Here is a 13427-nt window from a genome sequence, read left to right as displayed (position 1 = left end):
CAGAAAAGACAGTCGCCTGATCGTTCCGGAAGCCCCGGGGCAGGGCGTCATCTTCGCATTCGGAGAATAATCATGCAGACCAATGCAAACGTGGTGGCCGGCAGCGGCGCCAATCAGGTGGTGTTTTCCAATAGCCAGAAGCTGTCTTTGATCGCCGGTCCCTGCCAGATGGAGAGCCGTGACCACGCCTTCATGATCGCCGGCAAGATGGTTGAACTCTGCAAGTCGCTCGACCTTGGCTATGTCTACAAGTCGTCCTTCGACAAGGCCAACCGCACATCGCTTACCGGCAAGCGCGGCATCGGCCTGGAGAAGGCGATGGAAGTCTTTGCCGATCTCAAGCAGGAATACGGCTTCCCGGTCATTACCGACATCCACACGGAAGAGCAGTGCGCCCTGGTCGCGCCGACCGTCGATATCCTGCAGATCCCGGCCTTCCTCTGCCGCCAGACCGAYCTTCTGGTTGCCGCCGCCAAGACCGGACGCGTCATCAACGTCAAGAARGGCCAGTTCCTGGCTCCCTGGGACATGAAGAACGTGCTCGCCAAATTCACCGAAAGCGGCAATCCGAATGTGCTTCTGTGCGAACGCGGCGCTTCGTTCGGCTACAACACGCTGGTTTCCGACATGCGCTCGCTGCCGATCATGGCCGGTCTCGGCGCACCGGTGATCTTCGATGCGACCCATTCCGTACAGCAGCCGGGCGGACAGGGCGGCTCCTCGGGCGGCCAGCGCGAATTCGTCGAGACACTCGCGCGCGCAGCTGTTGCCGTCGGCGTTGCCGGCGTCTTCATCGAAACGCATGAGGACCCCGACAATTCGCCGTCGGACGGTCCGAACATGGTTCACCTGAAGGATATGCCGCGCCTGCTGGAAACCCTGCTGGCATTCGACGCAGTCGCGAAACGCTGAGTGCGGGTTTTGTGAATTTTTCTTGAAGGCCGGGCGCTGGCTGCGATTGCGCAGCGCCCGCCATTGTAATTTCCGGTCCATGAATTATGACAGGACCATCCTCCACCACCATGTTTGAAGCAGGGAAGAGATCATGACTGCAATCATCGACATCATCGGCCGCGAAATTCTCGACAGCCGGGGTAACCCGACCGTCGAAGTCGACGTCCATCTCGAAGACGGCAGCTTTGGCCGCGCCGCTGTTCCCTCGGGCGCTTCGACCGGCGCGCACGAAGCCGTCGAACTGCGTGATGGCGGCAAGCGCTATCACGGCAAGGGTGTCGAAAAGGCAGTCGAAGCCGTCAATGGCGAGATTTTTGAAGCGATCGGCGGCATGGATGCCGAAGACCAGCTTCATATCGACGCCACGATGATCGAACTGGACGGCACCGCCAACAAGTCGCGCCTCGGCGCCAATGCCATCCTCGGCGTATCGCTGGCTGTCGCCCGCGCTGCCGCCGAAGCCTCCAACCTGCCGCTGTTCCGCTATGTCGGCGGCCCGAACGCCCGCTTGCTGCCGGTCCCGATGATGAACATCATCAACGGCGGCGCCCATGCCGACAACCCGATCGATTTCCAGGAATTCATGATCCTTCCGGTCGGCGCCGACAGCCTGCGCGATGCCGTTCGCATGGGCTCGGAAGTCTTCCACGTCCTGAAGAAGGAACTGTCGGCCAAAGGCCACAACACCAATGTCGGTGACGAAGGCGGTTTTGCGCCGGGCCTGAACAGCGCATCCGAAGCGCTCGACTTCATCATGAAGTCGATCGAGAAGGCTGGCTACAAGCCGGGCGAAGACATGTTCCTCGGCCTCGATTGCGCCTCGACCGAATTCTTCAAGGACGGCAAGTACGTCATGGAAGGCGAAGGCCGCACGCTCGAGCCGGGCGCCATGGCCGAATACCTGGCCGAACTCGCCGCCAAGTACCCGATCGCCTCGATCGAAGACGGCATGGCTGAAGACGACTGGGAAGGCTGGAAGACGCTGACCGATCTCGCCGGCAAGAAGGTCCAGCTGGTCGGCGACGATCTGTTCGTCACCAACTCCTCGCGTCTGCGCGACGGCATCAAGATGGGGGTCGCCAACTCGATCCTCGTCAAGGTCAACCAGATCGGTTCGCTGTCGGAAACGCTCGACGCCGTCGAGACCGCGCACAAGGCCGGCTACACCGCCGTCATGTCGCACCGCTCCGGCGAAACCGAGGATTCGACGATCGCCGATCTCGCCGTCGCCACCAATTGCGGACAGATCAAGACCGGCTCGCTGTCGCGCTCCGACCGTCTTGCCAAGTACAACCAGCTGATCCGCATCGAAGAACAGCTCGGTCCGCAGGCAAAATATGCCGGCCGCTCGATCCTGCGCGGCTGACCCGTACCCGCACTGATATGCTGCAACCCGCGTCTGGAAACGGACGCGGGTTTTTTACTGCCGGTTCTTATGGTCAACGGTCGGTTAATCAATGGCTGCTAGCGTGTTCAGGTATTGCGTATCAGGGCATGATCTATGTGGACCAAACACCATAAGAAACGGCAGCTCGGGCGGTTTGTCATGCCGCTCATCACTGTCGCTTTCCTCTCCTATTTCGGTTATCATTCCATCCATGGCGACTATGGATTGAAGGCGACCGAGAAGTTCGACCGGCAGCGCATCGAGCGCCAGGCCCGTCTGGATGAGTTGACGGCGCAGCGCGAAACGCTTGAAAAAGAAGTGGCGCTGCTCAGCGACGGCTCGCTTGAACGCGACATGCTTGACGAAAAGGCGCGGTTTGGACTGAACATGTCCCGCAGCGACGAAATTGTTATTTTTCACTAAGTTGCCGCATTAACCGAAAACGGGTTAATTTGAAATATGCTATTCTTATCAAGGCCTTGGTAGGAATATAAGCCATGCAAATATGGCATTGCTGTGATCGCATTCTTTCCCTATGGTACCGCGAAAGCCAACCATAGGGAGGATTGAATGGCACCGCGAAAATCCGCGTCCGTTTCCAGTCGCAAGGCAGCGGCAAAGCCCGCTAAGAAGGACTTCACAAACGGTACCATCGCCGAGTTCGATCGCGATGCCGATCTGAAGGCCTACCGCGAAATGCTCCTCATCCGCCGTTTCGAGGAAAAAGCCGGCCAGCTCTACGGCATGGGCTTCATCGGCGGTTTCTGTCATCTCTACATTGGCCAGGAAGCTGTCGTCGTCGGCATGCAGATGGCGCTCAAGGAAGGCGATCAGGTCATCACTGCCTATCGCGACCATGGTCATATGCTCGCCTGCGGCATGAGTGCACGCGGCGTCATGGCTGAACTTACCGGCCGCCGCAGCGGGCTTTCCCGCGGCAAGGGCGGCTCGATGCATATGTTCTCCAAGGAAAAGAATTTCTACGGCGGCCACGGCATTGTCGGCGCGCAGGTCTCGCTCGGCACCGGTCTCGCCTTTGCCAACCGCTACCGCGGCAATGACAATGTGTCGCTCGCCTATTTCGGTGATGGCGCTGCCAACCAGGGCCAGGTCTACGAGAGCTTCAACATGGCCGCTCTGTGGAATCTGCCGGTGATCTACATCGTCGAAAACAACCGCTACGCCATGGGTACCTCGGTGTCGCGCGCGTCAGCCGGTCACGATTTCTCGCAGCGCGGCGTGGCGCTTGGCATTCCCGGCTTCCAGGTCGATGGCATGGATGTTCGTGCGGTCAAGGCCGCCGGTGACGAGGCTGTCGAGCATTGCCGCGCGGGCAAAGGCCCGATGATCCTCGAGATGCAGACCTACCGCTATCGCGGCCACTCGATGTCCGACCCGGCCAAGTACCGTTCGAAGGACGAGGTGCAGAAGATGCGCTCCGAGAACGACCCGATCGAAAAAGTAAGGGTGCGCCTGCTTGAAAACGGCTGGGCGAGCGAAGACGAGCTGAAGGCGATCGACAAGGATGTTCGCGACATTGTCGCCGACAGTGCCGATTTCGCCCAGGCCGATCCGGAGCCGGATGTATCCGAGCTCTACACCGATATTCTGCTTTAAGACCGGGACGAGGAAAACATCATGCCTATCGAAATTCTGATGCCCGCTCTGTCCCCGACGATGGAAGAAGGCACGCTCAGCAAGTGGGTGAAAAACGAGGGTGACAAGGTCGCCTCCGGCGACGTGATCGCCGAAATCGAAACCGACAAGGCGACCATGGAAGTGGAAGCCGTCGACGAAGGCGTCATCGGCAAAATCCTGATTGCCGCCGGCACCGAAGGCGTCAAGGTCAACACCGCGATCGCAGTCCTGCTTCAGGACGGCGAGAGCGCCGGCGACGTTGCCGCTCCGAAGGCTGCAGCACCCGCTGCCGAGCCCGCCAAAGTCGAGGCTCCGGCAAAGTCGGAAGCGCCGGCGCCTGTTCCGGCTCAGCCGAAGGCCGACATTCCGTCTGATCCGGATATTCCGGCCGGCACGGAAATGGTCTCCACCACCGTGCGCGAAGCCCTTCGCGACGCGATGGCGGAAGAAATGCGCCGCAGCGAAGACGTCTTCGTCATGGGTGAGGAAGTCGCCGAATACCAGGGCGCCTACAAGATCACACAAGGCCTGCTGCAGGAATTCGGCCCCCGCCGCGTTGTCGATACACCGATCACCGAGCATGGCTTTGCCGGTATCGGCGTCGGCGCCGCGATGACGGGCCTGCGTCCGATCGTCGAATTCATGACCTTCAACTTCGCCATGCAGGCGATCGACCATATCATCAACTCGGCGGCAAAGACCCTCTACATGTCCGGCGGACAGATGGGCGCTCCGATGGTGTTTCGTGGTCCGTCAGGTGCAGCCGCCCGCGTCGGCGCGCAGCACTCGCAGTGCTATGCCGCCTGGTACAGTCATGTTCCGGGCCTGAAGGTCGTCATGCCCTATACGGCGGCCGACGCGAAGGGCCTGCTGAAGGCCGCGATCCGCGATCCGAACCCGGTCATCTTCCTTGAAAACGAAATCCTCTACGGTCACTCCTTCGATGTGCCGAAGATGGACGATTTCGTCCTGCCGATCGGCAAGGCGCGTACCCACCGGGTGGGCAAGGACGCGACGATCGTTTCCTTCGGCATCGGCATGACCTACGCGGTCAAGGCCGCAGCTGAACTGGAGAAGGAAGGCATCGACGTCGAGATCATCGATCTGCGTACCATCCGTCCGATGGACCTGCCGGCCGTGATCGAATCGGTGAAGAAGACGGGCCGTCTGGTCACCGTCGAGGAAGGCTTCCCGCAGTCCTCCGTCGGCACCGAAATTGCCACCCGCGTCATGCAGCAGGCCTTCGATTATCTCGATGCGCCGATCCTGACGATTGCCGGCAAGGATGTTCCGATGCCTTACGCCGCCAACCTTGAAAAGCTGGCCCTGCCGAATGTCGGCGAAGTCGTCCAGGCGGTGAAGACCGTCTGCTACAAATAAGGGAGGGTGAAGAGATGCCTATCAACATCACCATGCCAGCCCTTTCGCCGACCATGGAAGAGGGCAACCTTGCCAAGTGGCTGGTCAAGGAAGGCGACAAGGTTTCGTCCGGCGACGTGATCGCCGAGATCGAGACCGACAAGGCGACCATGGAAGTCGAAGCCGTCGATGAAGGTACCGTTGCCAAGCTCGTCGTTCCCGCTGGCACCGAAGGCGTCAAGGTCAATGCCCTGATCGCCATCCTGGCCGCCGACGGTGAAGACGTGGCTGCTGCCGCTTCCGGCGGTGGCGCGGCACCAGCTGCGAAGGCTGAGGCAGCCAAGGCCGAAACCGCACCGGCAAAGGCGGAGGCGGCACCTGCCGCCGCTGCTCCGGCTCCAGCTGCCGCGCAGGCATCCGTTCCGGCATCGTCCGGCACGCGGACCTTCTCCTCGCCGCTCGCCCGCCGCTTGGCCAGGGATGCAGGGATCGATATCTCGGCTGTTTCCGGCACCGGCCCGCATGGCCGCGTGATCAAGAAGGATGTCGAAACCGCAGTTGCCGGCGGCGGCGCAAAGGCGGCACCTGCAGCTGCTGCTCCTGCAACCGCTGCTGCTCCGGCGCCGCTGGCCAAGGGCGCCTCAGACGAAGCCGTTCTGAAAAACTTTGCCGACGGCTCCTACGAGCTCGTGCCGCATGACGGCATGCGCAAGACGATTGCCAAGCGCCTGCAGGAATCCAAGCAGACCATTCCGCATTTCTACGTTTCCGTCGATTGCGAACTGGATGCGCTGCTTGCCCTTCGTGCCCAGCTCAATGCTGCAAGCCCGGAAAGGGACGGCAAGCCCGCCTACAAGCTCTCGGTCAACGACATGGTCATCAAGGCGCTTGCGCTCGCCCTGCGCGACGTTCCGGACGCCAACGTCTCCTGGACCGACGCCAATATGGTCAAGCACAAGCACGCCGATGTCGGCGTTGCCGTGTCGATCCCGGGCGGCCTGATCACCCCGATCATTCGCAGTGCTGAACTCAAAAGCCTGTCGGCCATCTCCAACGAGATGAAGGATCTCGGCGCCCGCGCCAAGAGCCGCAAGCTGAAGCCGGAAGAGTATCAGGGCGGCGGCACCGCCGTATCCAACATGGGCATGATGGGCGTCAAGAATTTTGCCGCCGTCGTCAATCCTCCGCATGCGACGATCCTTGCGATCGGTGCAGGCGAGGAGCGGGTCGTGGTCAAGAAGGGCCAGATGGTCGTTGCCAACGTCATGACCGTGACGCTGTCGACCGATCACCGCGCCGTCGATGGTGCGCTCGGGGCCGAACTGCTCGGCGCCTTCAAGCGCTACATCGAAAGCCCGATGGGCATGCTGGTCTGACGGGAGAGAGCGTCGTGACGATGTCTTCCAAGGTGGAAAATGCAACGAAAAAGTTACTGATGTTGCGGCGCTTTTGCGCCGCAACTGTCGTTGCTGTCTTTCCCTTGTTATCAGCGGCTTCGGCGCAGGGTGAAGAGCTGAACGAGCAGGTTACTCAGCGTGTCGAGCAGATTACGGGCAAGACGCTTTTGTTCCGTAACGACAGCGATCGGATTCCTCAGCTCGAATATCTTCGATCCGACGGCACCGGTGTCGTCTGGTCGGCGGCACTAGGCGATAAGGTGGTGCCGGTAGTCTGGACTGCGAGCAACGGTGATGACGGCAAGGGCGCTCTCTGCTTGCTGTTCAAAGGCGCTGATATCGGTACGGCCCAGGACCTTAGGATGTGTGACGGCTTTGACGTTATCGGGGCCGGCATTCGCGACGCCCGCGATGGGGACCCCTATGGCCTCACTGACGTGAAGCGCATGAAGGCGGAGCTGCCGCAGGACGTAGACGGTTTGGCGGATGTCGATCGGTTGTTGGGACGGGAATGACGCGATGAAAACAGTCCTCTGCTACGGTGACAGTCTGACCTGGGGATATGACGCGGAGACCGGCGGCCGGCATGCGCTGGAAGACCGCTGGCCAAGTGTGCTGCAGAAGGCGCTTGGCAATGGCGTTCATGTGATCGCCGAAGGTCTGAACGGCCGCACCACCGCCTATGACGATCATCTGGCCGACTGCGACCGCAACGGTGCGCGCATCCTGCCGACCATTCTGCAAAGCCACGCGCCGATCGATCTGGTGATCCTTCTGCTCGGCGCCAACGATATGAAGCCCGTGGTGCATGGAACCGCTTTCGGCGCAGTCAAAGGCATCGAGAGGCTGGTGAAGCTCGCTTGGCATCACAGCTGGCCGGATGTGCAGGCCGAGGCGCCGGAAATTCTGATCGTCGCACCGCCGGCGATCAGCGAGACGGCGAATGCAAATTTTGCGGCAATGTTTGCCGGCGCTGTCGAGCAGTCGTCGATGATGGCCTCGCTCTATGCGGATCTTGCCGATGAACTCGGTTGCGGCTTTTTCGATGCCGGGTCGGTGGCAAGGACGACGCCGCTGGATGGCGTGCATCTGGATACGGAAAATACGCGCGCCATCGGACGCGGCCTTGAGCCGATGGTCCGGATGATGCTCGGGCTCTGAATGAGGGCGGCTCTGCATCTGCGAGCGGCGAAACGGCGGGACGCGGCGGATCTGGCCATCCTGGTCGATATCGCCTCTCATGGTTTTGCGAGCTGGCTCTGGCACGGAGCCGTGATGCGGGGAATGAAGGATACCGCCCTGGAGCAGGGGCGGGCGCGTTTGCGGATGGACGATGAGCGCGGCGCCTGGAAAGATGCGACGTGTGCCGAGTGGGATGGCGAGATTGCCGGTGTGTCGATCGGCTACGATATGGATGAGAGTGTTCGTGATATCGCAGCACCCCATCCGGTGATCAAGCCGCTGCTGGACCTGCAGGTCAAGGTGATCGGCAGCCGGTTCATCGACAGCCTCGGTGTCTACCGGCACCATCGCGGCAAGGGTATCGGGCGGGCTTTGCTTGCTCACGAAATCGAAAGGGCCAAGGGCAGGCAGGTCAGCCTGATCACCGAAAGCCACAATGACACGGCGCTGGCGCTTTACGCGGCCAGCGGATTTGCGGAGAAGGCAAGGCTTGAAGCCGTGCCGCTCTTTGAAGATAGCAAAAGGCATGAATGGGTCTTGCTGGCCCGCAACATGGCTTAAGGAAGAGGCAGGAAACAAGAATGGCAAATTCCTACGACGTCATCGTTATCGGTTCCGGCCCCGGCGGCTATATCGCGGCCATCCGCGCAGCCCAGCTGGGCCTCAAGGTCGCCGTGGTCGAGCGCGAGCATCTGGCCGGCATCTGCTCCAACTGGGGCTGCATTCCGACCAAGGCGCTGCTGCGCTCCGCCGAGGTCCTGCACCTTGCCGAACATGCCAAGAACTACGGCCTGACGCTCGAAGGCAAGATATCGCCGGACCTGGCAGCCATCGTCAAGCGCTCGCGCGGCATTGCCGAGCGCATGAACGGCGGCGTTGCGTTTCTCATGAAGAAGAACAAGGTCGACGTCATCTGGGGTGAGGCAAAGCTCACCAAGGCAAACGAGATCGTCGTTGCCAAGACCACCAAGGCGATCGTCCAGCCGCAGGGCCCGATCCCGAAGAACACGCTGGGCGAGGGCACCTATACCGCCAAGCACATCATCGTCGCCACCGGCGCACGCCCGCGCGCGCTGCCGGGCATCGAGCCGGATGGCAAGCTGATCTGGACCTATTTCGAGGCGATGAAGCCGGAGGAAATGCCGAAGTCGCTGCTGGTCATGGGCTCCGGCGCCATCGGCATCGAGTTCGCCTCGTTCTACCGCACGATGGGTGTCGATGTGACAGTGGTCGAACTGCTGCCGCAGGTCATGCCGGTCGAGGACGCCGAAATCTCTGCCTTCGCCAAGAAGCAGTTTGAAAAGCAGGGCATGAAGATCATTCTCGATGCCAAGGTGACGAAGGTCGAGAAGGCTGCCAACGCGGTGACGGCGCATGTCGAGAAGAAGGATGGTTCGGTCGAGAAGATCACCGCCGACCGGATGATCTCGGCTGTCGGCGTTCAGGGCAATATCGAGAACCTCGGCCTCGAAGCGCTGGGTGTGAAGACAGACCGCGGCTGTATCGTCATCGACGGTTACGGCAAGACCAATGTGCCGGGCGTCTACGCGATCGGCGACGTTGCCGGACCGCCGATGCTGGCCCACAAGGCCGAGCACGAGGCTGTCATCTGCGTCGAAAAGATCGCCGGCCTGCCGAACGTTCATCCGATGGACACGCTGAAGATCCCGGGTTGCACCTATTGCAATCCGCAGGTCGCATCGGTCGGTCTGACGGAAGCGAAAGCCAAGGCTGAAGGCCGCGACATTCGCGTCGGCCGCTTCCCCTTCGTTGCCAACGGCAAGGCGATTGCGCTTGGCGAGGACCAGGGCCTGGTCAAGACCATCTTCGACAAGAAGACGGGCGAACTCATCGGCGCACATCTGGTTGGCGCTGAAGTCACCGAACTGATCCAGGGATTTGTCGTTGCCATGAACCTCGAAACGACCGAGGAAGACCTGATGCACACGATCTTCCCGCACCCGACGATTTCCGAAACGCTGAAGGAAAGCGTGCTCGACGCCTATGGGCGTGCACTGAACGCTTGATTGTGATAGGGCTCGCCTCCATCTGAAGGCGGGCCTTTCTGTCCGGCCCTGACGGGCGCTGTTGCGCTCGAAGCAAAATTGGAAGCCATTGATGGTCACGATCCTCGACCGCACCACTCTTGACCCCGATGCCCCGCGTGTCCGCCACCCGGAAAAGGCCCACAAGCCCGACACCGAGATGCTGCGCAAGCCGGAATGGATCCGTGTCCGCGCGCCGACCTCCAAGGGTTATGCCGAAACCAAATCCATCGTGAAGGAGCACAAGCTCGTCACGGTCTGCGAAGAGGCGGGCTGCCCGAACATCGGCGAGTGCTGGGACAAGAAGCACGCGACGTTCATGATCATGGGCGAGATCTGTACGCGCGCCTGCGCCTTTTGCAACGTCTCGACCGGCAAGCCGAATGCACTCGACATGGCCGAACCGGAAAACGTTGCCAAGGCCGTCAAGCAGATGGGCCTGTCCCACGTCGTCATCACCTCGGTCGACCGCGACGATCTGGCCGATGGTGGCGCCGAGCATTTCGAAAAGGTGATCTGGGCCATTCGGGCTGCGTCGCCTTTGACGACCATCGAAATCCTGACGCCAGATTTTCTGAAGAAGCCCGGTGCGCTGGAACGCGTCGTTGCCGCCAAGCCCGATGTCTTCAACCACAACATGGAAACCGTGCCCGGCAACTATCTGACGGTCCGTCCCGGCGCGCGTTATTTCCACTCGATCCGCCTTCTGCAGCGGGTCAAGGAGCTCGATCCGACGATGTTCACCAAGTCGGGCATCATGGTCGGCCTTGGCGAGGAGCGCAACGAAGTGCTGCAGCTGATGGACGACCTCAGGACCGCCGATGTCGACTTCATGACTATCGGCCAGTACCTGCAGCCGACCCGCAAGCATCACAAGGTCGAAAAATTCGTGACGCCGGAGGAATTCAAGTCCTACGAGACCGTTGCCTATACCAAGGGCTTCCTGATGGTCGCCTCCAGCCCGCTCACCCGTTCGTCGCACCATGCCGGTGACGATTTCGCGCGGCTCAGGGCAGCACGCGAGAAGAAGCTGTCGGCTGCGGCCGGATAGCAATCTACAATCTTATTGAACGGCCGCGGTCGCAAACGCCGCGGCCTTTTTGTTTGGGAAAGCGGGACGGCGAGTTGGCCGCGCGTCTCAACAGCAACTGCCGCTTGGTGCGTGACGCTCTCGCCATCTTGTTTTTCCGCAGATCATTGAATATCTGAACGCCATGCCACAATTCGAGACCCGCAGACCCGTCAAGCATTCACCCGGCCAGATGTTCGACCTGATTGCCGATGTTGAAAAATATCCGGAATTCCTGCCGCTTTGCGAGGCGTTGACCGTGCGTTCGCGTCGGGAGCGCGGTGACAAGGAGCTGCTCGTCGCGGATATGACCGTCGGCTATAAGGCGATCCGCGAGACGTTTACGACGCAGGTTCTGCTCGCCAAGGCAGAGCGCATCATCGACGTCAAATATATCGACGGGCCGTTCAAGTATCTCGACAACCGCTGGAGCTTCGAGGCGATGGGCGAGGGTGGCTGTTCCGTCAATTTCTTCATCGACTACGAATTCAAGAGCCGCATTCTCGGCGCTCTCATGGGCTCGATGTTCGACAGGGCATTCCGGATGTTTTCCGAGGCCTTCGAGAAGCGTGCCGATGCGATCTACGCGACGGTATAGCGGAACGGTTTCAGTCTTCCGACACCTCTTCCAGCATGTCGAGCGCCGTGCGCACGGTGGCCATCCTGACGGCGTCGCGCCCGATGTCGCCATAGCGCTTTTCCCGGTGCTGAACAGTGCCGTTCCGGCATACGGCGGCCAGATGAACCAGCCCGACAGGCTTCTCCTCTGAACCGCCGCCCGGTCCGGCAATCCCGGTCACGGCGATGGCAATATCCGCCTTCGAATGGGTAAGCGCGCCGCGTGCCATTTCAATCGCCGTCTGGCGTGAGACGGCGCCGTGAGCTTCAAGCGTTGCGGTATCGACGCCGAGCATCTGGATCTTGGCATCGTTGGAATAGGTGACGAAGCCGCGATCGACCACCGACGAGGAGCCCGGGATTTCGGTGAGAGCCCCCGCGATCAGCCCACCGGTGCAGGATTCGGCCGTGGCGACCATCAGGCCGCGTTTCGTAAAGGCGGCAATCAGCAGGCCTGCCTTGGCTTCGATATCCTGCGGCCAGCCGCTCATTTGACCTCTCCCGTGTAGACGACCGTTGCCGTTGCGATCGCGGCGATGCCTTCGCGCCGGCCGATGAAGCCGATCTTTTCGTTGGTCGTCGCCTTGACCGAGCAGCGATCCAGCGAAATGCCGAGCATATCCGCCAGATTTTCACGCATCGCCAGCCGGTGCGGGCCGATCTTCGGCGCTTCGGCAATCAGCGAAACATCGGCATTCATGATCGTGCCGCCGTGCTCTCGAACGATCTTTGCCGCGTGTTCCAGAAAGATGCGCGAGGCAGCACCCTTCCATTGCGGATCGGACGGCGGAAAATGATCGCCGATATCGCCCGCACCGCAGGTGGCAAGCAGGGCGTCGGTCAAGGCGTGCAGGGCGACATCGGCGTCGGAATGGCCGAGCAGTTTCTGGTCATGCGGCATGAAGATGCCGCAGAGCGTCACACCGTCGCCATCGATCAGCTGATGCACGTCATAACCATTGCCGGTGCGGACATCCGGAAGCGCGTTCCGGTTCAGTTTTTCATCGGCCATGGCGATATCCCGTTTGATCGTCAGTTTCACATTGTCCACCGATCCTTCGATCAGCGTCACGGGCAGGCCTGACCATTCGGCGATCGAGGCATCGTCGGTGAAATCGGAGCGGCCGGAGGCGGCGGCATTGGTATGAGCCTCAAGGATCGGCGCAAAGCGAAAACACTGGGGCGTCTGGGCGCTGTAGAGACCGGCCCTTGGCACTGTCTCCAGGACTGTTCCCTCCGCCGATCCGCGCTTCAGCGTGTCGGCAACCGCGACGGCCGGCAGCAGCGCTTCAGCACCCTGCGCCAGGGTTGAGACGCAGCGATCGAGCAGGGCATGATCGATGAACGGCCGCACGGCATCATGGATCATCACATGGGTGATGCCGGATTGTTCCAGGGCCCTCAAGCCGGCCAGTACCGAAAGCTGGCGCGTCGCTCCGCCATGGACGAAGGTGATGGCGTCGCCGGCAACGAGGCTGCTGGCCCGAGCAAACAGGGCTTCGTCGTCTGGATGAATGACGACGACGATCTTCTTTTCCATCGGCCATGTCGCAAAAACGTCAAGCGTATGGGTAATAACCGGCCGCCCGCCGATGGAGCGGTACTGCTTCGGTCCATCGCGCAGGGCGCCCGCGCGTTCACCCCGGCCTGCAGCCACAATGACGACACCACAGGAAAACTGTTCTTTTGCGTGCATTTTCTATATGGGTTCCCACAAATGGATCGCCGCCTGTGCCGGATGCCGGACACCAGTGTGGCTCTCACGCGCCAGACATAAG

The 13427-nt window shown here is 61.0% G+C and carries 14 protein-coding genes; 12 read left to right on the top strand and 2 right to left on the bottom strand.

Going from position 1 to position 13427, the window contains the following annotated elements:
* Positions 1-69 precede the first annotated feature (69 nt).
* The 12 genes from kdsA to AC1D17_RS19925 all read left to right on the top strand — a co-directional run bounded on the left by kdsA (position 70) and on the right by AC1D17_RS19925 (position 11629).
* Complete coding sequence (gene kdsA, locus AC1D17_RS19980) at positions 70-912, top strand: 3-deoxy-8-phosphooctulonate synthase (RefSeq protein WP_477567069.1); 843 nt, start codon at positions 70-72, stop codon at positions 910-912.
* Positions 913-1045: 133 nt separating this feature from the next.
* Complete coding sequence (gene eno, locus AC1D17_RS19975; RefSeq protein ID WP_264218968.1) at positions 1046-2320, top strand: phosphopyruvate hydratase; 1275 nt, start codon at positions 1046-1048, stop codon at positions 2318-2320.
* Between the two features lie 135 nt (positions 2321-2455).
* The gene (locus AC1D17_RS19970) at positions 2456-2764 is read left to right on the top strand and encodes an FtsB family cell division protein (RefSeq protein ID WP_264218967.1); all 309 of its coding nucleotides are present in this window, start codon (positions 2456-2458) and stop codon (positions 2762-2764) included.
* Positions 2765-2911: 147 nt separating this feature from the next.
* Positions 2912-3958: a pyruvate dehydrogenase (acetyl-transferring) E1 component subunit alpha gene (pdhA, locus tag AC1D17_RS19965; RefSeq protein ID WP_113550315.1), complete on the top strand. Its 1047-nt coding sequence runs from the start codon at positions 2912-2914 to the stop codon at positions 3956-3958.
* A gap of 21 nt (positions 3959-3979) precedes the next feature.
* Positions 3980-5359, top strand: coding sequence for a pyruvate dehydrogenase complex E1 component subunit beta (locus AC1D17_RS19960; RefSeq protein ID WP_477567068.1), 1380 nt, complete (start codon positions 3980-3982; stop codon positions 5357-5359).
* A 14-nt stretch (positions 5360-5373) separates the two neighbouring features.
* On the top strand, positions 5374-6714 hold the full coding sequence (locus tag AC1D17_RS19955; protein ID WP_477567067.1) for a pyruvate dehydrogenase complex dihydrolipoamide acetyltransferase: 1341 nt from the start codon (positions 5374-5376) through the stop codon (positions 6712-6714).
* Between the two features lie 14 nt (positions 6715-6728).
* Positions 6729-7250, top strand: a complete 522-nt coding sequence (locus AC1D17_RS19950; protein WP_477567066.1) for a hypothetical protein — start codon at positions 6729-6731, stop codon at positions 7248-7250.
* A 4-nt stretch (positions 7251-7254) separates the two neighbouring features.
* Entirely contained in the window at positions 7255-7896 is a 642-nt protein-coding gene (locus tag AC1D17_RS19945; RefSeq protein ID WP_477567065.1) for an SGNH/GDSL hydrolase family protein, read from the top strand.
* Positions 7897-8478, top strand: coding sequence for a GNAT family N-acetyltransferase (locus tag AC1D17_RS19940; protein WP_477567064.1), 582 nt, complete (start codon positions 7897-7899; stop codon positions 8476-8478).
* A gap of 20 nt (positions 8479-8498) precedes the next feature.
* On the top strand, positions 8499-9944 hold the full coding sequence (lpdA, locus tag AC1D17_RS19935) for a dihydrolipoyl dehydrogenase (RefSeq protein WP_477567063.1): 1446 nt from the start codon (positions 8499-8501) through the stop codon (positions 9942-9944).
* 91 nt (positions 9945-10035) lie between these two features.
* A complete protein-coding gene (lipA, locus tag AC1D17_RS19930; RefSeq protein ID WP_264218960.1) occupies positions 10036-11013 on the top strand; it encodes a lipoyl synthase in 978 nt (325 codons plus the stop codon).
* Between the two features lie 163 nt (positions 11014-11176).
* Positions 11177-11629 carry a type II toxin-antitoxin system RatA family toxin gene (locus tag AC1D17_RS19925; RefSeq protein ID WP_477567062.1) on the top strand — a complete coding sequence of 151 codons (453 nt, stop codon included), beginning with the start codon at positions 11177-11179 and terminating at the stop codon, positions 11627-11629.
* Positions 11630-11639: 10 nt separating this feature from the next.
* Here AC1D17_RS19925 and AC1D17_RS19920 read toward each other — a convergent pair whose 3' ends face one another.
* Positions 11640-12140, bottom strand: a complete 501-nt coding sequence (locus AC1D17_RS19920) for a CinA family protein (RefSeq protein WP_477567061.1) — start codon at positions 12138-12140, stop codon at positions 11640-11642.
* A complete protein-coding gene (locus tag AC1D17_RS19915) occupies positions 12137-13345 on the bottom strand; it encodes a bifunctional 2-C-methyl-D-erythritol 4-phosphate cytidylyltransferase/2-C-methyl-D-erythritol 2,4-cyclodiphosphate synthase (RefSeq protein WP_477567060.1) in 1209 nt (402 codons plus the stop codon). Before AC1D17_RS19915 ends, AC1D17_RS19920 begins: the two co-directional genes overlap by 4 nt.
* Between the last annotated feature and the right edge of the window lie 82 nt (positions 13346-13427).

The organism is Pararhizobium sp. P1_E7, from assembly GCF_056405855.1.
This window is presented reverse-complemented; position numbering and strand designations above follow the sequence as displayed.